Raw genomic sequence first — 24,335 nt, forward strand, 5'->3', positions numbered from 1 at the left:
AATTATAGGAGTGTAGCTCAATTGGTAGAGCGCTGGTCTCCAAAACCAGAGGTTGTAGGTTCAATTCCTATCGCTCCTGCATTAATATTATGGTAGAAATGTTAAAAAACCTGTATGTTTTTTTTTGCGATATAAAGCAAGAAATAAGGAGAATTGCTTGGATAAAAAAACAGCAGGTATTGTCATCTTTGTTTATTGTAATAACTGTTATATTATGCTTTTCGATTTTCTTTTGCTTCGTAGATTTTATGTCTCTTTACGTAATTAAGACTTTATTTGGAATTATTTATGGAATATAAGTATAAATGGTATATCATTAAAGTCGATTACGGGTATGAGAAGGATATATGCGAGTTGGCAACCAATACTGTTTACTTTAAGGAGGTGTTTATTCCTTATCAGACAGTATGTGATGTAAAATCTGATATAAAAGAGTTATGTGAAGTATATATATGTATGCATCTGTGTGATGAAAGCAAAAATATTTTGAATCAAATGACTGGGTTTTGTGGTGATGAGTCTGGTCATTTTGAGATGATTTCAGATGATGAGGTAATTTTAAAACGTAAGGAATTTAATAGATATAAGTGGTACATTTTAAGAGTTGCCTCTAATTATGAAGAGAAAGTGCGCCAATATATATTAGAAAATTCTATGAGATTGAATATTAATAATTATTTTAATAGGGTTTTTATTCCTTGTGAAGAATTAAGTGAGATGGATTTAAAATCTAAAAAAAATGCTAAACGAAGGAAGTCCTTTCCTGGTTATGTCTTTTTATACATGAATTTATGCGATGAGGTATTAAATTTTATTAATAATATACCAAAATCTCTTAAGGTTTATGGATTTTTGAAAAATGGTAATGTTCCAAAGGTGATTGAGGATAATGAGATTCGTTCAATGTGTAGTGCGCTTTACAATGCTCAAGAAACGAAAAAGTTGAGTTATGGTTATGAGAAAGGTGAAAAAGTAAAAATTAATGATGGTCTTTTTCAAAATTTTACTGGTAAGGTAGATATGGTAAATGACGAGAAAAAAATTATTAATGTTGAAGTATCAATCTTAGGTAAGCCAACAATAATAGAGCTTGATTTGGCTCAAGTAGAGAAAATAGAGGATTAATTATGAGTAATGTAGTTGCTAAGATTAACTTGCTTATGGAAGCTGGAAAAGCAGTTCCAGGACCGAAAATTGCTTCAGTACTTGGCCCGCGTGGTATACCTGTTCCTAAATTTTGTGAAGCTTTTAATAAAGCTACTAGCGCTGCTAACGCTAGTTATAAAGTAGGTGATTTAGTAACAGTGAGAATTTCCATAAAGGATGATCGCTCTCATGATTTTACTGTCAGCGGTCCGCCTGTGGCTTATTTGCTTAAGCAGGAAGCTAAATTAAGTAAAGCTTCTGGTAATTCTGGTAAAGAATTAGTGGCTAAATTATCTATGTCTGCTATCATTAAAGTGGCAAAGTGTAAGATGGTTGATATGAAAGTGGATAATGAAGATTCAGCAGTGAAGATGGTTATAGGCACTGCAAAATCTATGGGTATAGAAGTTGTGGAAGGTTAGGTAAATGAGTACATATAATGATAATTCTAAGCAATGTTTGGAGAAGGTTGTTGAGTCTGCTTCAGCAAAATTTAATGAATCAGTTGATATCGCAGTCAATTTAGGTGTAGATTCACGTAAATCTGAAGAGCAGGTGCGTGGTACAGTAGTTTTGCCTAAAGGTATCGGGAAGAATATTAAAGTAGCTGTTTTTGCTCAAGATAAACATTTATTAGAAGCTGAAAAAGCTGGTGCTGATATTACAGGAGGAGAAGATTTAATTGAAGAGATAAAAAAAGGTAGAAAGTTGAATGTTGATTGGTGCATCACTACTCCTGATTTCATGGCAAAAATCACTCCTATTGCAAAAGTATTGGGTGCTAAAGGGCTGATGCCTAACCCTAAATTTGGTACTGTGACTTCTAACATTGCGGAAGCTACTAAAACCATTAAGTCTGGTCAAATAAAATTCAGGACGGATAAAAATGGGGTTATTCATGGTAAATTAGGAAGTATTAAATTTGATATTGATGATTTGCTGGAAAATTTAAAAGCCTTTCTTAAAGTAATTAGAGACAATAAACCTGCTTCTGTGAAAGGAGTTTACTTTAAAAGCGTTTTTTTAAATTCAACTATGGGTAAAGCTCATAAAATAAACAAAGTAGAAGATATAATTTAAGGGAGCGAAATTGTGAAGCGTAAAGATAAGGATGAATTTATACAAAACATAATGAATGTGTTTGTAAATAATGATTTCTTAATATTGGTAAATTTCAAGTCTATGAATGTTAGCAATTCATTAATTCTTAGGAATAGTCTAAAATCTGTAATGGGTGGGATGTTAGTAGTTAAAAATACTCTAGCTTGCTTGGCTTTGGAAAGGACTGGTAAATTTTCTTATTTATCAGGTAAATTTTCTGGTTCTGTTGCTATTATATATTCTAGTGCTATAGTAGAAGCTGCAAAGTTAATAGTTGATTTTATTAATGCTAACAAAGAAAAAATGTCTGTGATTTGTGCGGCTCATATAAATGAATTGTTAACAGTGGAAGATGTTAACAAATTGGCTAAGCTTCCCTCTCTGGATGAATTGCGTGTTAAAATTATGCGTTTAATATCTTATGATATTCCTGCTCGGTTAGCATTGTCTATTAATTCATCTTCTATGAGGCTTATGAGAGTTTTGGATTACTATAGTTCTAAAAAATAAATTTGTTGTTAAATAAGGTGGTCAGTATGAATAATGTAACAAGTGATTTGGTTGATAAAATATTATCTTTAAATCTATTAGAAGCTTCTGAACTTGTAAAAGTTCTAGAAGAAAAAATAGGGTTGCCTAGTGGTTCTTTTCTTGGTGGAGCTGTTGGTGCTGGGGTGCCTATTAGTGATAATGCTAATGCTCCTGTTGCTCAAGAAAAAGCTGAATATAAAGTTGTAATCAAAGAGATTGATGCAAGCAAAAAAATAGGAGTGATTAAAGCTATTAGAGAAGTTAATTCTACATTGAATTTAAAAGAAGCGAAAGAATTAGTTGAGTCTTTACCCAAAGATTTGACTGCTAATGTTTCTAAAGACGAAGCAGAAAAAATAAAGCAAAAACTTATTGAAGCAGGAGCAACTAAAGTTGAGCTTGAATAAAATGTTAGTATATTAATTTTATGTTGATATAGCTCTTTTAATTAGTGAAGGTATTTTAATGGTTGATTCTTCTTATATGTGTGCTTCTAGTGCTTTTGTTCCTAGAGTTTCTTATTCCAGGTCGATTGATTTAAAAGATTCTTTGTTGGATTTGGTTAAAGTCCAAAAGGGGTCATATAATTCCTTTACTCCTAATAATGAGAGTAATGAAAGACTTGAAGCTATCTTTCATACAATTTTTCCAATATCTGATCCTTTGCATAGGGCTACTATCGAATTTTTGAATTGTAGGGTAGATGATCTTAAGTATAGTGAATCTGAATGTATAAAACGTGGTATAACTTTTTCTGCTCAGGTTATTGCTTCTATACGTCTTGTTATTATGCAGGATGGTGTTTCTCTTGAAAAATATCAAGAGATTAAAGAAGATGATGATCATTCTAAGCTTGCAACTGTTATAAAATCTGCTGAAGAGCAGGAGGTTCGCTTTTGTGAACTGCCTATGATGACTGATAAAGGTACTTTCATCATCAATGGCGTAGAGAAAGTTATCGTTTCACAAATGCATAGATCTCCTGGAGTGTTTTTTGATAGTGATAGGGGAAAAACTTACAATTCTGGCAAATTGATCTATTCTGCTAGAGTTATTCCTTATAGAGGTTCTTGGCTTGATATTGAGTTTGATGTTAAAGATCATTTGTATTTTCGTATTGATAGAAAGAGAAAGTTGCCAATATCAGTTTTATTAAAGGCTTTGGGCTTATCAAATAATGACATACTTAATAAATTTTATGAAAAAATAGAGTATATAAAACATAAAAGTGGCTGGAGAGTACCTTTTTCCCCTGATAAATTCAAGGGAGTGAGGCTTCCTTTTGATTTAAAGAATGTTGAAGGCAATGTGTTACTTAAAGCCAATGTTCGTATTACTTCAAAATTAGCTAAAAATCTATATGATAACGGATTGAAAGAGTATCTAATTCCTTATGATTCTATATGTGGTTTATTTCTTGCAGAAGATTTAATAGATAGTGCTAGTTCTACAAAAGTCTTATCTGCTGGTGAATCTATAAAATTAGAGGATATAAAAAAGCTTGAATTATTATCTATAGATAAAATATCAGTGTTGAACATAGATAATGTTTCTGTTGGACCTTACATATTAAACACACTTTTCTTAGATGAAAACATGTCTTATGAGAACGCTCTATATGAAATATATAAGGTTTTGCGTCCTGGTGAAGTTCCTGTTTTAAAGATAGTAGAGGAGTTTTTTCGTAATCTTTTCTTCAGTTCGGAATATTATGATTTGTCTAACATTGGTAGATTAAAACTTAACTCTTGCCTTGGGTTAAATTATGAGGAAAATTTAACTACTTTAACACATGAAGACATTATTGAAATTATAAGAAAAATAGTATTGTTACGTGATGGTCAAGGATCTGTAGATGATATTGATCATTTAGCAAATAGAAGAGTCCGTTCAGTTGGAGAGTTTATAGAAAATCAATTTAGAACTGGATTATTAAAATTGGGACGGGCAGTAGTTGATTCTATGTCTACTTCTAGTTTAGATAAAGTCTCTCCATCTGATTTTATAAATCCAAAAGTGTTAACCAATGTCTTAAGAGATTTTTTCAACTCTTCCCAATTATCTCAATTTATGGATCAGACTAATCCATTATCTGAAATAACACATAAAAGAAGGTTGTCAGCGTTAGGTCCTGGTGGTTTAACAAGAGAGAGGGCGGGATTTGAAGTGCGTGATGTTCATCCAACTCATTACGGAAGAATTTGCCCTATTGAAACTCCTGAGGGGCAGAATATAGGCTTAATTAATAGCTTAGCTATATACGCTCGTATTAATAAATATGGGTTCATTGAAAGTCCTTATAGGAAAGTAGTTAATAAGGTTGTTACTGATCAAATTGAGTATCTGTCTGCTATAGATGAAGGTTTATATTATATAGCCGATACCAGCGCAAAGCTTGATGAGAACAACTGCTTTGTTGATGATATGTTATACTGTAGGTATGCTGGTACCTTTGTAATGGTAAATAGTAATCAAGTAAGTTACATTGATTTATCTCCTAAGCAGGTAATATCGGTTGCTGCTTCTTTAATTCCATTTTTAGAAAATGATGATGCTAATAGAGCGTTAATGGGTTCAAATATGCAGCGTCAAGCTGTACCTTTATTGAAGCCTACTGCTCCTTTGGTTGCTACTGGCATGGAATCTTTCGTAGCTTCTGGCTCTGGTGCTGTAGTTTTAGCAAAACGTGGTGGCATAGTTGACAGCTCAGATAGTAACTCTATAGTTATACGTGCTTTTGACAAAGGAGGAATTAACTACTTGGATGTAGATATTTATCATCTAAGAAAATTTCAGCGTTCTAACCATAATACTTGTATTAACCAGAAACCACTGGTGCATGTAGGTGATTGTGTTAAGGAAGGTGATGTGATAGCTGATGGTCCTGCTATTAATAACGGTGAATTGGCACTTGGCCAAAACTTGCTAGTCGCTTTTATGTCTTGGCAAGGTTATAATTTTGAAGACTCAATCATTATTTCTAGTGAAGTTGTTAAAAAAGATCTATTTACTTCTATTCATATAGAAGAATTTGAATGTGTTGTACATGACACTCCTTTAGGGTCGGAAAAAATAACTCGTGCCATACCCGGTGTTAATGAAGAAAATCTTTATCACTTGGATGATAGTGGTATAGTAAAGGTTGGTACAAGAGTTGGTCCAGGTTATATTTTGGTGGGGAAAGTTACACCTAAGCATTCTCTTTCATTGCCTCCTGAGACAAAATTGTTAATGACAATTTTTGGTGAAAAGTCATTTGATTGTGTGGATTCCTCTTTATATACATCTCCAGATATTGAAGGGATAGTGATTGATGTGCAGGTCTTTACACGCAGAGGGGAAGAAGAAAACGAAAGGGCGTTTCTTATTAAACAAAAAGAGGCAAACGACTTTGAGAAAGAACGAGACCATATAATCAATGTTATTAATCAATATTTCTATGATGAATTAAGAAAAATTCTTATTAATTCTGGCTCTCAAGATCGAGAAAGTATTAATTTTATTGAACGTGAGGGATGGTGGGATATAGGATTGAAAAACCAATCTATTTCTAAGCAAGTTGAGAGCTTAAAAAAAGATTTTGATGAAAAAGTATCACATGCGATAGCAAACTTTAAGCGAAAAGTAGAAAAATTGCATGAAGGCTATGATCTGCCTCAAGGTGTGTCGATGTCAGTAAAAGTTTTTATTGCTGTAAAACATAGTTTGCAGCCAGGGGATAAAATGGCTGGTAGACATGGAAATAAAGGTGTGATTTCTCGAGTTGTTCCAGTAGAAGATATGCCTTATTTAGAAGATGGTACTCCTATTGATATTATTCTTAACCCTCTTGGCGTTCCTTCGCGAATGAATGTAGGTCAAATATTGGAAACGCATGTAGGTTGGGCTTGTAAAAAATTAGGAGAAAAAGTAGGCAATATTCTTGATGAGATCAATAAAATCAAACGTGCTTTTTGTGAGGCAATTAGATCTCTCAGTGATGATGATTTTGAAAAATTTGCAGCATTATATCTTGATAATAAAAAATTTGAGGATATTAATGATGATGAAATAACGGCTTCTATTTTAGATACGCCTAATAAGGATGAATTAAATAATGAATTGACTACATTAGTAGAGAATTATTTCAACTCTTGTAAAGATGCACACAGTAGTTTACGTCACTTCCTGATTGAGGTTTATAGTTGTGGCAGTAATTTATCTATTTGTAATAACATTCGCGATATTAATGATAATCACCTCATTGAATTTGCGTATAAGTTGCGTGATGGCATTCCTGTTACTGCACCTGTATTTGAAGGTCCAAAAGATGAACAAATAGTAAAGCTATTTGAACTTGCTGGATTGGATAACTCTGGGCAAGTTGTATTATATGATGGTTGCTCGGGTGAGAAGTTTGATCGCAAAGTTACAGTTGGTTACATGTACATGCTTAAGTTGCATCACTTAGTAGATGGTAAAATTCATGCGCGTTCAGTAGGACCTTATAGCTTAGTTACTCAACAACCTCTTGGAGGAAAGTCTCATTTTGGTGGTCAGCGTTTTGGTGAAATGGAATGTTGGGCATTGCAAGCCTATGGTGCTGCTTACACTTTGCAGGAAATGTTAACTGTGAAGTCTGATGATATTAATGGCAGGGTTAAGATTTATGAATCGGTAATAAAAGGTGACAGTAACTTTGAATGTGGAATTCCTGAATCCTTTAATGTCATGATAAAAGAGTTGCGTTCCTTGTGTTTTAATGTGGATTTGAAGCAAAATGACATAGTAATTGAAGATATATCTCATACTAACATCGCGCAATCTTTTAATGAGGTTAGCATTTCCATTGCTAGCCCTGAAAGTATTAAACGTATGTCTTATGGAGAGATAACAGATGTTTCAACTGCAAACTACCGTACATTCAAAGTTGAGAAAGGTGGATTATTTTGTCCTAAAATTTTTGGTCCTGTCAATGATGATGAATGTTTATGTGGAAAGTACAAAAAAAGAAGACATAGGGGCCGTATATGCGAAAAATGTGGAGTAGAAGTTACATCTTCTAAAGTAAGAAGAGAAAGAATGGGTCATATAGAGCTTGCATCTCCTGTTGCTCATATATGGTTTTTGAAGTCACTTCCTTCAAGAATTGGAGCATTATTAGATATGTCTCTTAGAGATATCGAAAGTATTTTGTATAGTGATAATTATGTTGTAATAGATCCTCTTGTTTCCTCTTTTGAAAAAGGTGAAATTATTAGTGAGAAAGCTTATAATGAAGCTAAAGATAGCTATGGGGTCGATAGCTTTATAGCTATGCAAGGTGTTGAAGCTATAAGAGAATTGCTAATACGCCTTGATTTACATGAAATTAGGAAGAATTTAAGACAGGAGTTAGAGTCTGTTGCTTCTGAAATGAGAAGAAAGAAAATTATAAAGAGATTACGTATTGTTGAAAATTTTATCAAGTCTGGAAACAGACCTGAGTGGATGATACTTACAGCTATACCTATTTTACCACCTGACTTGCGTCCCTTGGTATCGCTTGAAAGTGGTCGACCTGCAGTTTCTGATTTAAATCATCATTATAGAACTATTATTAATCGAAATAATAGATTGAGAAAATTGTTAAGTTTAAATCCTCCTGAGATTATGATTCGTAATGAGAAAAGAATGTTACAAGAGGCAGTTGATTCTCTTTTTGATAATAGTCGTCGTAATGCTCTGGTAAATAAAGCTGGCGCTACTGGATATAAAAAGTCTATTAGCGATATGCTGAAAGGAAAGCAAGGTCGTTTCCGTCAGAATCTTTTAGGAAAAAGGGTAGATTATTCTGGACGTTCTGTAATAGTTGTTGGTCCAACTTTGAAACTAAATCAGTGTGGATTACCGAAAAGAATGGCTCTTGAGCTATTCAAGCCTTTTGTTTACTCAAGGCTTAAAATATATGGAATGGCTCCAACTATTAAATTTGCTAGTAAGTTAATAAGAGCAGAAAAGCCAGAAGTTTGGGATATGCTTGAAGAAGTAATAAAAGAGCATCCTGTTTTGCTAAATAGAGCGCCTACGCTACATAGGCTTGGTATTCAGGCTTTTGAGCCAGTCCTTATTGAAGGTAAAGCAATACAGCTTCATCCACTTGTTTGTACAGCATTTAACGCTGACTTTGATGGTGATCAAATGGCAGTACATGTGCCAATTTCATTGGAAGCTCAACTTGAAGCTAGAGTGTTGATGATGTCAATTAATAACGTTTTAAGTCCTTCTAATGGAAGACCGATTATAGTTCCTAGTAAAGATATAGTGCTTGGTATATACTACCTAACTTTACAGCAACTTAAGAAGGATGATTTACCACTTTTTTGTGCTTTTTGTGAAGTTGAGCATTCCTTAAACAACGGTACTCTGCATATTCATTCTCATATAAAGTACAAAATGGAACACATCAATAGCGATGGAAACATTCAGTATAAAACTATTTGTACAACTCCTGGACGTTTAATATTATGGCAGATTTTTCCTAAACATGAGAATCTAAGCTTCGATTTAATAAATCAGGTATTAACAGTTAAGGAAATAACTAGTATTGTTGATTTAGTATATCGTAGCTGCGGTCAAAGTGCTACAGTGGTATTTTCTGATAAATTGATGACACTTGGCTTTGAGTATGCTACATTTTCTGGTACTTCTTTTAGTCGTTGCGATATGGTCATACCTGAAACTAAAGCTACACACGTTGATTATACAAGGGGTGAAATTAAGAAATTTTCTGCACAGTATCAAGACGGACTAATCACTAAAAGTGAGAGGTATAATAAAGTTATAGATGAGTGGTCTAAGTGCACAGATATAATAGCGAATGATATGTTAAAAGCGATATCTCTGTATGATGAAAATAGTAAGTACAATTCAATATATATGATGGTTAGCTCCGGTGCAAGAGGTTCTACTTCCCAGATGAAGCAGTTAGCAGGAATGCGAGGGTTAATGACCAAACCTTCTGGTGAAATTATAGAAACACCTATAATTTCTAATTTTCGCGAAGGATTAAATGTATTTGAATACTTTAATTCTACTCACGGTGCGCGTAAAGGTTTAGCTGATACTGCACTTAAAACTGCAAACTCTGGATACTTAACTCGTCGCTTGGTTGATGTATCTCAAAATTGCATAGTTACAAAACATGACTGTAAAACGAAAAATGGCCTTATTGTAAGAGCTATAGTTGAAGGTAGTACTATAGTTGCATCTCTAGAGAGTGTTGTACTGGGTAGAACAGCTGCAAATGATATATATAACCCAGTAACCAAAGAGTTATTATTAAAAGCAGGGGAACTAATTGATGAAGGTAAAGTAAAGCAAATCAACATTGCAGGTCTTGATGTTATAAAAATTAGATCGCCTTTAACTTGTGAAATAAGTCCTGGTGTGTGTTCTTTGTGTTATGGAAGAGACCTTGCAACTGGTAAAATTGTTTCAATAGGTGAAGCAGTTGGTGTTATCGCTGCTCAATCTGTTGGAGAGCCAGGTACTCAGTTAACGATGCGTACTTTCCATATAGGTGGGGTAATGACTAGAGGTGTTGAATCCTCAAATATTATAGCTTCTATTAATGCTAGAATAAAATTAAACAATAGTAATATAATTATAGATAAAAACGGAAATAAAATTGTGATAAGCCGTTCCTGTGAAGTCGTTTTAATTGATAGCCTTGGTAGTGAAAAATTGAAGCACAGTGTGCCTTATGGTGCTAAACTTTATGTAAATGAGGGTGAGTTAGTAAAAATTGGTGATAAAGTTGCGGAATGGGATCCGTATACACTACCTATTATTACGGAAAAGAGTGGTACAATATCTTACCAGGATTTAAAAGATGGAATTTCAATCACTGAAGTGATGGATGAATCTACAGGGATATCAAATAGAGTAGTAAAAGATTGGAAATTGTACTCTGGTGTAGCTAATTTACGTCCTCGTATTGCACTGCTTGATGATAATGAAAAAGTAATAACACTTTCAAGTGGTGTGGAAGCATGTTACTTTATACCAGTTGGTGCAGTGCTTAATGTACAGGATGGCCAAAAGGTTCATGCAGGTGATGTTATCACAAGAACGCCGAGAGAGTCGGTTAGAACTCGTGATATTACTGGTGGCTTGCCTAAGGTTATAGAATTATTTGAAGCACGTCGTCCTAAAGAGCATGCTATCGTTAGTGAAATAGATGGCTATGTAATGTTCTCTGAAAAAGACCGTAGAGGAAAACGCAGTATAGTAATTAAACCTGTAGATAAGCAAGCTTCTCCAGTTGAGTATTTAGTATCAAGAAGTAAGCATGTAATAGTTAATGAAGGTGATTTTGTGCGTAAAGGTGATTTATTGATGGATGGCGATCCTGATCTTCATGATATTCTACGTGTGCTTGGGTTAGAAGCGTTAGCACACTATATGATTTCTGAAATACAGCAAGTTTATAGATTGCAAGGTGTGCGCATAGATAACAAGCATTTAGAAGTGATCTTAAAGCAAATGCTACAAAAAGTAGAAATTACCGATCCTGGTGATACTATGTACTTAATTGGAGAAAATATTGACAGGCTGGAAATTGATAGAGAAAATGATGCTATGAATAACTCTGGAAAACGACCTGCTCATTATCTTCCTATTCTGCAGGGAATTACTAGAGCAAGCCTTGAAACTAATTCCTTTATTTCTGCTGCCTCTTTCCAAGAAACAACAAAAGTACTTACGGAAGCAGCATTTTGCGGAAAGAGTGATCCTTTGAGTGGGTTAAAAGAAAATGTTATAGTAGGAAGGTTAATTCCTGCTGGTACGGGTCTGATTATGAATAAGGTGAAAGCACTTTCGCTTTGTGAAAATATAGATAAATATGAAAAATATTTTGATATTGAGACTTATGACGAAAAATTGCTGAGTGATAATAGTTATCAATTACATTCTGATGAAGAAGAGAGTGTGGTGGCATCGCACTATGATCAGTCAAATTGAATATATCTAATGAGGTAGTATGTTTAATCTGTTTTTAACTAAAAAAATCGATTATATTTTCTTTCACCTCTGTGCTGTCTATTATGTTATTTACTCTTACACGAAATTCAGATGAGTTTTGAAGCCCGCTACTGTACCATCCTATATGTTTGCGGGCCATCTTTATTCCTGTATCGCTTCCATAGTACTCAAGAATACTGTCATAATGCTTGAGTATTATGCTTAATCTCTCTGAGGCTGTTGGCTCAGAAACTTTATTTCCACTCAAAAAGTTTATTGCTTGATTAATCAGCCAAGGTTTGCCGTAAGCACCACGACCTATCATTACTCCATCTGCCCCAGATTCTTTAAGTGCACTTTGAACATCATTCAAACTCTTAATATCTCCATTTACTATAACTGGAATTTTTACCTGCTCTTTAACATTTCTAACGAATTTCCAATCTGCTTGACCATTATAAAGCTGTGCCCTTGTCCTTCCATGTACAGTAATCATCTTTGCTCCCAAATCTTCTGCAATTTTTGCCAAGCGCGGAGCATTACGATTTTCGTCATTCCATCCAGTACGCATTTTTACTGTAACTGGCACACTCACTGCCTTGACTACAGCTTCTATTATCTCAGCAGCCTTTTTTTCATCACGCATAAGTGCTGACCCTGCGTAACCGTTTACAACTTTTTTAACTGGACAACCAAAATTTATATCTATGATTTTTGCACCCATGCCCTCATTTAACTTTGCAGCTTCCGCCATAACATCAGGCTCACAACCAGCAAGTTGTACAGCGGTTAGTTCATCGACTTTTGCTTTTTGCATGCTCTGGCGAGTTTGCATGATCATAGCTCTGCTTGCAATCATTTCTGAGACTAGCAAACTTGCACCAAGTTTCTTTACAATACTCCTAAATGGATAGTCAGTCACTCCAGACATTGGTGCTAAAATAACTGGAGAATCAATCGTCAAACTTCCTATTTGTAGGGACATAGGCTTTCTAGTCGCTAGAAAATGCATTTTTAACACTATTACAAGCTGCTATTATAACATCTTGCACAAATGAATTTGCTTTCTCTATAAGAGAAGGCTCTACCTCTACCACCTCGCACCTCTCATAATGACCAGGCGTTAAGTATATCGTTTCTTGTTTTTTATCACCCCACAACTCGTCATTTAATTTATAACTCTCACGATTAAATATCTGATTTAGTTGATCATCATTTATCATTTGTAGATTTGGCTCAAACTTTTTTTGCTCCTCGCTGTTGTTATCTTTATAGTAAACATTAATTTCAATATTAGCTAAAGAAGCTAATATACTAATTTCTTCAATAAAAATAAAATAACTTTGACTTTTTATTGCTTCAAGATAAGCTTGATAGAGTTCAGGTTTGTTAAGGAATGATTGTGTAATAAATTCGCTATTATACTGGGTATTGTATTCATTTTCACCAAGGCCATAAAGAGCTTCTGCATATTCTTTTAAATTATGTATAGCTTGATCGCGTGATATATTAAGTTTACTAACAGCTTTACTCACTAACTTTTCTACATTATCTTCAGCATTTTTAATTTCCTTATTCATTTGTTCAACCAACTTCCTTATTTTATCAGACTTACCAGTTAAATCGCCTGGCTTATTTAAAAACATATTAAAAACCTTTTCTAGCTGCTCCTTTAAAGGAGTTGGCATACTTGAATCACCTAAAGATTTAAATTGACTTAAAAATTTGTTCCATTCCATTCTCATATCTTGTGCTCTTTCAGCCTTATATTGACCGGAGCTGCTATCACCAAACACTGCATGAAAAAAGCAGTTTCCATCACCTGTAGTATTATATCGAACAATTTTTGTTTGTTTAGGTTGCTCACTTTCTATTGAGCCCATACTCACACCACTATCTGTAGATGGAGAATAGGAATTTCTACGTACCCTCTTATCCGAATCATTTGTTTGTCTTGATATAGTATCTAGTCCACTATCCAGTGATTTACTTCTTGTGAATTTTTGCTCTTTTGGACTCTTTTCTTCCTTTACAGTTCCTTTTTCATCAACATAACCTTTTACCAAGTAAAATAAAGGTTCAATAACCATCTTGTATGTCGCTGCAAGCACTATTCCCATTAAGATCCAAGCTATAGGGTTGGAGATGAGCATAGCAAGTGGTAAGGTTAAGAGGAAAGATCCCATTATTAATCCCAAACAGCCAATGGTAAATGTAGTCGCCAAATATATACAAAAAGCGTAGACAGCAAATCTTCCACTAGCCTTAAGTTTAGTGAAGTGAGTACTCTCTTTAGATTTATTGTATCTTTCTATGATGGCTAACATATTATATTTTACGTTTATCAATTCTAGCAAATTATGAAGGTAAAATCAATATTAGCATTTATATGTAAAAATATTGAGCATTCAAAGCTTTTGAAGTAGAGTAATGATGTTAGTAATAGCACAACATATGCATGATATAGAACATATACGCAAAAACCCTAAAGGATTTGAAAAAGCAATAAAAAGCAGAGGGGTGAAAGAATTTACTACAGAAGAAATATTAGAGATTGACCATAAAAAAAGATCACTGACTACTAAATTGCAAGCTTTAAATAAGCAACGAAACGAGGTCACGGAAGAAATAAAGAGGCTTAAAATGAACAAAAGCCCATGTGAAGAACAAGTAAAGTTATCAAAAAGCATCACAAGTGAGATAGAGACAATCAGCCTCAAGGAGCAAACAGAAAAAAATAAGTTAGTGGATATTTTATCTAACTTACCAAATATTTCTGCACAAAATGTACCAACAGGTGAAGATGAGAGCTCCAACGTAGAAATCAGAAAATATGGAAAGAGAAGAAAATTTGATTTTACACCAAAATTTCATTATGAACTCGGAGAAAGGTTAGGCTTGATGGATTTTGAACAAGCAGCAAAAATTTCTGGATCAAGGTTTACAATACTAAAAGGACAGTTAGCTAAGCTTGGACGAGCATTAATAAATTTTATGCTGGAAACACATGTTAATGAATTTGGTTATACTGAAGTGCATCATCCAGTTTTAGTAAAGGATAGGGCGATGTATAATGTTGGTCAACTACCAAAATTTTTTGATGATTCATATTTAACTACCGATAAATTAAGATTAATTCCCACAAGTGAAGTAGTTTTAACAAATTTAGTTGCTGACAAAATAATAGAAGAAAAAGAACTGCCTATTCGTTTTACTGCATATTCAGAATGTTTTCGTAAAGAAGCTGGTAGCGCAGGACGAGATACAAGAGGTATGATAAGGCAACACCAATTTGGTAAAGTGGAGTTGGTAAGCATCACAACTGAAGACCAGTCAAAAGACGAGCTTGAACGTATGACTAGTGTTGCTGAAGAGATATTAAAAAAACTAGAATTACCGTACAGAGTAATGCTACTTTGCAGTGGCGATATGGGTTTTGCTGCACAAAAGACTTATGATATAGAGGTATGGTTACCTGAGCAAAATAAGTACAGAGAAATATCAAGCTGCTCAAATTGCGGTACGTTCCAGGCAAGAAGAATGAACACTAAATACTTCTTAGAAACTGACAGAAAAACAAAAAAATACGTTCACACTTTAAACGGCTCAGCTTTAGCCATAGGAAGAACAGTTGTTGCCATAATGGAGAACTATCAAAATTCCGATGGGTCAGTTACAATACCAAACGTGTTGCAAAGATACATGAGTAATGATACTGTTATAAGCAAACAATAATTTTGACATATAGAAAAGCGAGGAAATAAAGATGAAGGTTCTGGTTATAGGTTCTGGTGGGCGTGAGCATGCTTTACTTTGGGCTTTAAAGAAGTCTCCTACCTTGACTAAGTTATATGTTACTCCTGGTCGCCCGGCCATGGAAAATTTTGGAGTTCTTGTGAATATAAATATTCAAGATTCAGTGGATGTTATACAATTTTGCAAGAAAGAAAATATAGAGCTAGTAATTATTGGTCCAGAGCAACCGATAATTAATGGACTTGCTGATGATTTAGCTGCAGAGGGAATAAATGTTTTTGCTCCAAGTCAAGCAGCTGCAAAACTTGAGGCATCAAAGTCTTTTACGAAGGAACTATGTAAACAGTATGGTATACCAACTGCAAAGTATGAGCGTTTTATTGATGAAAGGTTAGCTAAAAATTTTGTCCGTAGTAATAAAATAAAATTTCCGCTTGTAATTAAAGCAAATGGAATTGCAGCAGGGAAAGGCGTCATAATATGCCACACAGAAAATGAAGCTTTTTCAGCAATAGATTCAATGCTAGTGGAGAAAAATCTTGGTGAGTCAGGTGAAGAAATAATCATAGAAGAGTTTTTAATTGGAGAGGAAGTAAGTTTTTTTGCTCTTATTGATGGGTTGAAGGTAGTAACCCTTGGGTGTGCAAAAGATTACAAGAGAGTTGGTGAAAATAACGAGGGACAAAATACTGGAGGCATGGGGTCATACTCATCACCTTCGATTATAAGTAAGGAGATGGAGCAAAAAATTATCCAAAAAATAATATATCCTACAATTCAAGCACTGACTAACATGGGAACATCCTATAAAGGCGTACTCTTTGCTGGTTTAATGATTTGCAAAGATAGTCCAAAGCTTCTTGAGTATAATGTTAGGTTTGGGGATCCGGAAATACAATCTATGTTACCTAGACTTGATCCAAATTGTGATTTGTTAAAGTTGATGTTGTCAGTTGCAGAAGGCAAGTTAAATACAAAAATGGTGGAGTTTAATCACAAAACTACAGTTTGTGTAGTTGTTGCAAGTAAAGGCTATCCTGGTGATTATCAAAAAGGAGAGGTAATTAAAGGATTGGATAAAATTGAAAACATTCCTGGAGTGCTAGTATTTCATGCTGGTACTAAGCTAGATGAAAATGGTAATTGGATTTCCGATGGCGGAAGGGTACTAAATATAGTAGGAGAAGGAAACACTGTGGAAGAAGCTAAAAGTAAAGTGTACTCAGCATTAAATTTTCTAGAATGGTCAGGTGGGTTCTTCAGGTATGATATTGGTAGTTAATTTAGCTCATGCAGAAACGAAAAAAGTCACTTTGCAAGCAGTAAACTAAAGAAAAACATGATATCTGTTCAGATTCATGTGAAACCAGTGCTTCTTTTCTTGTCATGAAAGTAGCTGACACTGGGATCCAGGTTGATGAAAGCACACTAGCATAGAAAGTGGTTACAACGTTTTCGATGAGATTATATGGAAAACTGGATTCCAGTGTCAAGCACTGGAATGACACCGTCTATTATGCAAATTACCTGCTAATTGCAATGTTCGTACAGATGTGGGTCACGCGCTGGAATAACACCCTTGGTGATAACAACTAAAGAAAAACATCAACTAGGTTTATAGTCTATCACTACTGTTTTTGCAATTTTGTCATTAAGGAACTGTTTATGCTTATCAAATGTTGCAAACAATATGATAATAATTGGTAAAATTATAAATAGACTAGAAATACTCAATATTGTATAAAAAATTATAAAATATAACACTCCAAAAGTTCCTGTTCTGATTATTGTTTGTGTTATAGTGATTTTTTCAAGTGTATTTTTGTCTTTTATATGCATACGAAGCAATAATTGTCCCGGAGTTCCGCCGAATTCTATTATCGTAAATGCATAAAATGCTAATGCCAATATTAGCGCTGTTACATTAAGAATTGTTGCGTTGTCTGAAATTATTTTAACCGCATTGGGTGTTAAAGAACCTAAGGTACATCCAACGTTAAATCCAATAAAATACTTTATCGCCGTTAATAAAATATGATCAAACGCAAATGCAAAAATGCGTCTCGTAACTCTTGCATAACTTATTTTAGTATCCATACACTTTCCATATTTTGCAATGCTATAACCAGTATAAAAGTTCATTATTAAATAACCGTAAATATGCTATTTTAGCAACATTGACCCACTTTATTATTTGAATTAACATTAAATCATTTACAGTTAAGGAAGTTATGTCAACATCAGTCACAGTTGCGTATGGTGATGGTATCGGACCAGAAATTATGGAAGCGGTGCTGTCGATATTGCGTGAAGCGAAAGCAGAGATCTCAATAGATATTATTGAAATAGGGGAGCGTGTTTATAGTAAGGAATGGTCTCATGGAATTTCTCCGAGTGGTTGGGAATCTATCGAAAGGACAAAGATATTACTCAAATCTCCAACAACAACCCCTCAAGGTAAAGGGCACAAAAGCTTAAACGTTGCACTCAGAAAGAACTTAGGGCTGTATGCAAACATTAGACCATGCATTTCGTATCACCCTGTTATAGAAAATAAATTCGATAAATTTGATGTTGTTGTAATACGCGAAAATGAAGAGGACGTTTACACCGGAATAGAGCATAGGCTCACTGGTGACTCGTACCAATGCACTAAAATTATTACTAGATCTGGCTCAGAAAAAATATGCAGGTATGCTTTTGAATATGCGAAAAAACATAACAGAAAGAAAGTAACTTGCCTGACTAAAGACAACATAATGAAAATGACTGACGGCGCTTTTCATGCAGCGTTTGATCGTATTGCAAAAGAATATCCGGATATAAAGGCGGAACATTATATAGTTGATATTGGAATGGCACGTGTTGCCACAGAACCCGAGAATTTCGATGTTATAGTAACTGAAAATCTATATGGCGACATATTATCAGACATAGTAGCACAAACCTCAGGTTCTGTAGGGCTTGCAGGAAGTAGCAATATAGGTAATGAATATGCAATGTTTGAAGCGGTTCACGGCTCTGCTCCTGATATTGCAGGAAAAAATATAGCTAATCCTTCTGGTCTTTTAAATGCCGCAGTACATATGTTGGTCTATATTGGTCAAGTGAGTACTGCAAAACTAATCTACGATGCATGGCTCAAGACTTTGGAAGATGGAGTACATACCGCTGATTTATATAAGGAGAAAAAGAGTAAACAAAAGGTTGGAACAAAAGAATTTGCAAAAGCTGTTATAGATAATCTAGGGAAAAAACCCACAACGTTATCTGAGCTTATAATTAGCAGTGATTCGGATAGTAAAATAAATAAAGTACAAGACAATTACGAACAAGATTACAAAGTTAAAAAGCTAGTGGGTAGTGATATAACGCTTGCTTGGGACAAATCCAACAATTTTGATCAAATAGTTAGGTTATTTGAATCGAGTAATCTGAAAATGATAGCAATATACTCAAAAGGACTTGCAATTTGGCCAGGAGGCTCAAAGTCTTCAAGTGACCAAATAATCTGCAGGTTTATTGCAAATAATGAAATTACAAATAGTGATGTGAATAACTTGCTAATCAAATTTGAGGAACACAATTTTGATGTGGTGAGAATGGATAAGTTGTATTTGTATGATGGGAAAGAGGGTTTCTTCTCTTAGTGGTTGCTTGATATTTTTATGCTTGTGTGAAACATTAAATATATTATACTAATAGCATCGTGTATTTATGTGAGGTGTAGTAATGAGTCAACATTTTAAGTTAACTGGTCAGGAGTTTTATGATAGTAATGGTCTGTTTAACGTACTAGAGATAAAAGCTGAACAAATTGTAGGTAAAGATTATCAAGCTCTTAGCAAGTTTCTGAAAAAACAATATAATAAATTGATACTTGTAAACCATCCTGACAAAGGTGGAAACAAAAATAGATTTGATCAGATTTATAAAGCTTATCAAGAGCTAAAAAAGTACATTAAACCTTTGGAGTCAGGAAATCCTTGTGTTAAAGTCAGCGTTGATGCTGAAAGTAATGGACGTTTAACGGCAAGAGAGTTTCACTATAGGAGAAAGTTGTTTAACGAGCTAAAAATCAGTGAGGAAGAAGCTGTAGGTAAAGATTTTGATGGGTTGATTGCTATACTAAAAAGAAATGATTGTTCGTTTGGAGAAGACCTAAAAAGCTATAATGAACTTCAGGCTCAAATAGAGAGGATTTTGCTAAATCCAAATTTAGATAATTTTCAGAGGAGTGTACAAAGTGCAAAGTTAATGCAAGAGTTATATCAATATATAGCAAAGCCAAGCATACAATTATTCAATTATATTACTCCTCTAAAAGAAAAGAGAAGCCTAATTGAAGAAGATAAAAAGACATTAGCATTGAAATTTATAGAGCGCAAAAATGCTCTAATGTTAGTACCAAAAATAAGTTTTCTGCCTTTAGCTATATTAACTACAATTACTATAGGTTGCTATTTTTCATGGTGGATCATAGCACTTAATATCATTATTAATAACGCCTCTCGTTTATTAGTAGGTCATTATATGAAAAAGTATGCCAATTCAGAAATTTCTACTGATGAATTCATAAGTAAGATGAGCTATATCGAGCTAAGCAGTAAACTTCTTATCAACTATCCTTTAGCTGCTTTTTCTGTTTATTTAGTTACAATAAATTTCATTGCTAATGGATTAACTGTTGGTGGAGCTGTACTTGGTCCACTATTGTTATTGGCAGTATTAATTGAAATGTTAGCTCCTGTTTTCTCAAAAGGCTGTGAAATATATGCTGACAAGCACACAAAAGATTTACTAGAAGAGGATCCAAGAGATAGAGTGCAAAAGGAGACTGATCTGTTAGGACGGTATGATCCACGAAGGCTATTAATGCCGATAATTATGCCTCTTGTTAGAAAGTGTTTTGCAGAAGTGGCAAGCAAATTTGCTGAGAGGAATTTTGATGAGGTAAAAACTGATATGTCTGATGTTAATACTGAAGGACTATCTAATCCTCAAGCAATTGAATTTGCACAGCAAACAGTATAGTATAAGCTTTTAGCTCTATGCATGGACTCAAAAAAAGTAGAATTAATATTTGAAAAATTTCAACAGTCAAATCCTGCGCCAAAAATAGAGCTAAATTATACCAATCATTTTACGTTATTAGTTGCAATAGTTCTGTCAGCGCGGACGACCGATATAAGTGTTAATAAAATTACAAAGGAGCTATTTAGTATCGCTGATACGCCAGAAAAGATGTTGAATCTTGGGCAAAGTGAGCTGAGAAAATGCATAAGCAGTATTGGTTTATATAATTCCAAAGCAAAAAATATAATCGGGCTCAGCAAAATATTGATTGAGAGGTACAATAGCAAAGTGCCTACTAATTTCGATGATTTGGTATCTTTACCAGGGGTTGGGAGAAAGAGCGCTAATGTGTTCTTAAATTCAGGGCTTGGTATTCCAACATTGGCAGTTGATACTCACGTTTTTAGAGTGAGCAATAGAGTTGGGCTTGTGAAAGAAAAAGATGTACTTAAAACAGAGCAGTCTCTTTTGAATGTAGTGCCAAAAAAATACCTACTTTATGCTCATCATTGGCTAGTTTTACACGGTAGATACATTTGCAAGGCACAAAAACCTTTGTGTGAAGCGTGCACAATTCATGATTTATGTGAGTTTGAATGCAAGAGGTATAAAGTCTAGCACAACACTTCGATATTTCTTACTTTTATCATCCAAGTAGCTGATCTCTATGATGGTGTCAACCGAGTAGCTTACACTGGGATGGCTTTGTTGCATCGCTTATCGGATAGTGGGTAAAGCATAAAAAATTCATGAAACTACCTAAAACTTAGCCATGCCAATATCAGTAAATTTATTGAGTAAGTAACATTTTATTAGCAACTCTTTTTCTCGATTTACTTCAGATCTATTTCTAAAACTAAACCCAAATATTTGCTTTAATCTTGAAAAAAATCCTTCAATATATGACCTTTTTCCATAAACTGCTTCCTTCTTCCACTCTTTCACACCGTCTTTACCACATAATCTAATGGCAGCATTCCTTTCAGCCATATAATCCAATTTTGTATGCTCCGCTGCACGATTTTTCGGTAAAATTTTGTCTTTATATCATATTTTTTGCACAATTTATAAAGCTTGATAGGCTCTGTCTGCATATAATGCTTTTATAGCATGCTGAAAGCTGAGCAAGTCGCAAGCACCATAATGGTCGGAGTAGGCACCATTGCTATATTGTGCAGCTATAGCTTTTTTACTATTTATACTCAATATTACGTGTAGCTTTCTTACCTGTTTATAACTGCGATACTTCGCTATTTTCCTTACTGTGACCAGGTGTATTATCTGATACTTGTACTGTCTATGGCAATTTCAATATCTTCCATATTGTTTTTATCAACTCTGCAATCATTGATCTTAATATTGAAACCTTCTTGAAGCCTGCGAATAGCTAATGACTGCTAACTACTTGCTGCAAATATCCTTTTATAAACCCTACCGTTTGTCTTAAGCCAATTCTAAAGAGACTAGCGACTATATGCACTAAAATCACAACTTTATTACTATAAATATAATTTCCACCTCGCATTTTGGGGCTATTTTCGTACCAATTTTCTATTGCCTCATTAATAAAATGAAAAATATTTCCTCTTTCTTGCAGAAATCTGTTATATCCATGGCAGTTACTGACTCTCATTTTTTGTGACATATTTTTCTTTCGTAGGTTAAATGCCTGTTTTATAGTGAATTTCGTCAGTAACTTCCAGTTCTTTTTATCTGAGCTATGCAACAAAGCCCACTGGAATCCAGTCTTTCTTACCAACAAAAACTTAGAATAACTTTTGTTCTTAAAAAATTTCTAGATTCCAGACTCATGTTTCAATGTTAAACAAGGTACAATAGAATTGAGTAGGGTAATTTCTAGGGAATTATTATATTCTAGAAAAAGTAAAATGTCATCCAGATAGGCTAATGTACAAGGTAAGCTGAATGTCTATAAGGAAAAACAGCAAGGCATTTTAGGATTTGCTATAAATCGCATCAGGAGCTCAAGAGTACAGCTTACAATTACAGATAGGTATAGTTGAGTTTAAAGTAACTACATAAATTTACTACAATTTTCATACCTATAAGCTGCTATGCAACAAAGCCCTGTGTGGGTATAATTTTGACAGGATACAAAGCTTAATGGAGAAAGTTACGAACATCAGTGAAAAACATGGCAATTTTATTCTCATTTGCAGCTGCTATCACGTCTTGATCTTTCAATGAGCCACCTGGCTGAATTATAGCTGTAATTCCATGCTTTGCACTTTCTACTATACTATCTGGAAATGGAAAAAATGCATCTGAAGCAAGCGCTGCGCCTTTACATTTTTCACCTGCTTTTTTTACTGCAATATTCACACTATCTATTCTGCTTGTTTGTCCTGCACCGATGCCAATAGCACAACCGTCTTTTGCTATTACTATTGCATTGGATTTTACATGTTTACATATTTTCCAAGCAAAAATAAGATCTTCCTTCTCTTTTTTTGTTGTAGTGCATTCTGTCACTCGGTTTATTTCTTCTACTTTTACTGTATGGTTATTATTTTCTTGCACTAAGAACCCGCCAACAACATTTTTGATTTGATATTTTGCATTTTGCTGAAGAGATTGATGAATAATCACTCTTAAATTTTTCTTTTTTTGTAAAATTTTTAGTGCCTCTTTGTTTACCGATGGTGCTATCACCACTTCCAAAAATATCTCGTTTAATTTCTCTGATAGCTTGAAATCTATCTCCCGATTGAAAGCAACTATTCCACCAAAACTGCTTATTTCATCACATGATAGAGCTTTTTCATATGCTTTTAAAGCACTATCACTAACAGCAGCGCCACATGGATTATTGTGCTTTATTATCACTGCTGCAGGTTCTTGAAACTCAGAAATTATGTTAAGTGCAGACTCTATGTCGACTATATTATTATAGCTCAACTCTTTTCCATGTATTTTCTCCAGTGGATACTTGCTAAATTGATTGCTATAAAATGCAGCTTTTTGATGAGGATTTTCACCATATCTGAGTCCTTGTGCTTTACATCCATATAAAGTAAAAAACTCTGGTAACTCATTGCTTTTACCCTGTGATAAAAACCAATTGTAAATATTAGAATCATACTGTGCAGTCAGAGCAAATGCTTTAGTTGCTAGATGTTTTCTATATTCTAATGTTGTCTGATTGTTATTTTTGATCATCTCAGCTTTCAGTGTTTCGTAATCTTGAATGCTAGAAATCACTGAAGTGAAATGAAAGTTTTTTGCTGTAGCTCTAATTAATGCTACTCCACCTATATCTATTTGTTCTATGATTTGCTTCTCACTTGAGTTGCTATTAACCGTTTTCCAAAATGGATATAAGTTAGTTATAAGCAGATCTATCGGCTTAATTTCTAGATTCTGCATTTCCTTTTCGTGCCTTTTTCGATCACAGAGTATTCCTCCATGAATTTTAGGATGTAAAGTTTTCACTCTGCCATCTAGTATTTCTGGAAATTGTGTGTAATCTGAAACTTCTTGCGTTTTTATTCCCGCACCTGATAGCACTTTATAAGTATTCCCTGTTGAGAGAATTTCTATTTGTTGCTGCATCAAAAACGATGCAAGTTCAATTATATTTGTCTTATCGTATACTGATATTAAAGCTCTTTTAATTTTCATATGGAAGGTTTCTTAAGATTATATCTAAGAAAAGAAAATTTGTCTATATATAGCTACTACGTCATACCACTGCGGTATCTCGTTGTAGATTCCGCTAA

The 24,335-nt window shown here is 34.2% G+C and carries 18 protein-coding genes and 1 tRNA gene; 13 read left to right on the forward strand and 6 right to left on the reverse strand.

The genetic code is table 11. From position 1 onward, the window contains the following. The first annotated feature begins 6 nt into the window (after positions 1-6). The 8 genes from AB3210_RS01600 (at position 7) to AB3210_RS01635 (ending at position 11,763) form a co-directional block, all read left to right on the forward strand. A tRNA-Trp gene (locus AB3210_RS01600) sits at positions 7-79 on the forward strand. 19 nt (positions 80-98) lie between these two features. Beyond that, complete coding sequence (gene secE, locus AB3210_RS01605) at positions 99-299, forward strand: preprotein translocase subunit SecE (protein ID WP_007301991.1); 201 nt, start codon at positions 99-101, stop codon at positions 297-299. After that, positions 289-1,125, forward strand: a complete 837-nt coding sequence (gene nusG, locus AB3210_RS01610; RefSeq protein ID WP_052264680.1) for a transcription termination/antitermination protein NusG — start codon at positions 289-291, stop codon at positions 1,123-1,125. Before secE ends, nusG begins: the two co-directional genes overlap by 11 nt. Before the next feature lie 2 nt (positions 1,126-1,127). After that, positions 1,128-1,568 carry a 50S ribosomal protein L11 gene (locus AB3210_RS01615; protein ID WP_007301989.1) on the forward strand — a complete coding sequence of 147 codons (441 nt, stop codon included), beginning with the start codon at positions 1,128-1,130 and terminating at the stop codon, positions 1,566-1,568. 4 nt (positions 1,569-1,572) lie between these two features. Beyond that, entirely contained in the window at positions 1,573-2,226 is a 654-nt protein-coding gene (rplA, locus tag AB3210_RS01620; protein ID WP_007301988.1) for a 50S ribosomal protein L1, read from the forward strand. Positions 2,227-2,238: 12 nt separating this feature from the next. Further along, positions 2,239-2,757: a 50S ribosomal protein L10 gene (gene rplJ / locus AB3210_RS01625; RefSeq protein WP_007301987.1), complete on the forward strand. Its 519-nt coding sequence runs from the start codon at positions 2,239-2,241 to the stop codon at positions 2,755-2,757. A 26-nt stretch (positions 2,758-2,783) separates the two neighbouring features. Further along, positions 2,784-3,185 (forward strand): 50S ribosomal protein L7/L12, encoded by a 402-nt coding sequence (gene rplL / locus AB3210_RS01630; protein WP_007301986.1) that lies wholly within the window; start codon positions 2,784-2,786, stop codon positions 3,183-3,185. A gap of 58 nt (positions 3,186-3,243) precedes the next feature. Beyond that, positions 3,244-11,763, forward strand: coding sequence for a DNA-directed RNA polymerase subunit beta/beta' (locus AB3210_RS01635; protein WP_082241855.1), 8,520 nt, complete (start codon positions 3,244-3,246; stop codon positions 11,761-11,763). A 34-nt stretch (positions 11,764-11,797) separates the two neighbouring features. Here the strand turns inward: AB3210_RS01635 and dusB are convergent, their stop codons facing one another. Both dusB and AB3210_RS01645 read right to left on the reverse strand, forming a co-directional pair. Next, the gene (dusB, locus tag AB3210_RS01640) at positions 11,798-12,748 is read right to left on the reverse strand and encodes a tRNA dihydrouridine synthase DusB (RefSeq protein WP_010402373.1); all 951 of its coding nucleotides are present in this window, start codon (positions 12,746-12,748) and stop codon (positions 11,798-11,800) included. Between the two features lie 7 nt (positions 12,749-12,755). Further along, positions 12,756-14,090 carry a hypothetical protein gene (locus AB3210_RS01645; RefSeq protein WP_096097164.1) on the reverse strand — a complete coding sequence of 445 codons (1,335 nt, stop codon included), beginning with the start codon at positions 14,088-14,090 and terminating at the stop codon, positions 12,756-12,758. Between the two features lie 127 nt (positions 14,091-14,217). On the opposite strand from AB3210_RS01645, the gene serS reads away from it, so the two are divergent. Together serS and purD are read left to right on the forward strand one after the other, a co-directional pair. After that, on the forward strand, positions 14,218-15,498 hold the full coding sequence (serS, locus tag AB3210_RS01650) for a serine--tRNA ligase (protein WP_052264928.1): 1,281 nt from the start codon (positions 14,218-14,220) through the stop codon (positions 15,496-15,498). A 31-nt stretch (positions 15,499-15,529) separates the two neighbouring features. Then, entirely contained in the window at positions 15,530-16,801 is a 1,272-nt protein-coding gene (purD, locus tag AB3210_RS01655) for a phosphoribosylamine--glycine ligase (protein WP_052264927.1), read from the forward strand. Positions 16,802-17,124: 323 nt separating this feature from the next. On the opposite strand, the gene AB3210_RS01660 is transcribed toward purD, so the two are convergent. Then, positions 17,125-17,616, reverse strand: a complete 492-nt coding sequence (locus AB3210_RS01660) for an RDD family protein (RefSeq protein ID WP_026097229.1) — start codon at positions 17,614-17,616, stop codon at positions 17,125-17,127. Between the two features lie 134 nt (positions 17,617-17,750). Here AB3210_RS01660 and icd point away from each other — a divergent pair, with 134 nt between their 5' ends. The 3 genes from icd (at position 17,751) to nth (ending at position 21,213) form a co-directional block, all read left to right on the forward strand. Further along, on the forward strand, positions 17,751-19,169 hold the full coding sequence (icd, locus tag AB3210_RS01665; protein ID WP_007301979.1) for an isocitrate dehydrogenase: 1,419 nt from the start codon (positions 17,751-17,753) through the stop codon (positions 19,167-19,169). 82 nt (positions 19,170-19,251) lie between these two features. Next, the gene (locus AB3210_RS01670) at positions 19,252-20,553 is read left to right on the forward strand and encodes a molecular chaperone DnaJ (protein WP_019236639.1); all 1,302 of its coding nucleotides are present in this window, start codon (positions 19,252-19,254) and stop codon (positions 20,551-20,553) included. Between the two features lie 21 nt (positions 20,554-20,574). Beyond that, positions 20,575-21,213: an endonuclease III gene (nth, locus tag AB3210_RS01675; protein ID WP_007301977.1), complete on the forward strand. Its 639-nt coding sequence runs from the start codon at positions 20,575-20,577 to the stop codon at positions 21,211-21,213. Positions 21,214-21,354: 141 nt separating this feature from the next. On the opposite strand, the gene AB3210_RS01680 is transcribed toward nth, so the two are convergent. The 3 genes from AB3210_RS01680 to purH form a co-directional block, all read right to left on the reverse strand. Then, complete coding sequence (locus tag AB3210_RS01680) at positions 21,355-21,585, reverse strand: hypothetical protein (RefSeq protein WP_019078687.1); 231 nt, start codon at positions 21,583-21,585, stop codon at positions 21,355-21,357. Between the two features lie 397 nt (positions 21,586-21,982). Beyond that, positions 21,983-22,240: a transposase gene (locus AB3210_RS01685; RefSeq protein ID WP_012481854.1), complete on the reverse strand. Its 258-nt coding sequence runs from the start codon at positions 22,238-22,240 to the stop codon at positions 21,983-21,985. 476 nt (positions 22,241-22,716) lie between these two features. Beyond that, positions 22,717-24,237: a bifunctional phosphoribosylaminoimidazolecarboxamide formyltransferase/IMP cyclohydrolase gene (purH, locus tag AB3210_RS01690; protein ID WP_052264821.1), complete on the reverse strand. Its 1,521-nt coding sequence runs from the start codon at positions 24,235-24,237 to the stop codon at positions 22,717-22,719. Between the last annotated feature and the right edge of the window lie 98 nt (positions 24,238-24,335).

This window comes from Wolbachia endosymbiont (group B) of Scrobipalpa ocellatella, assembly GCF_964188425.1.
GTDB lineage: Bacteria > Pseudomonadota > Alphaproteobacteria > Rickettsiales > Anaplasmataceae > Wolbachia.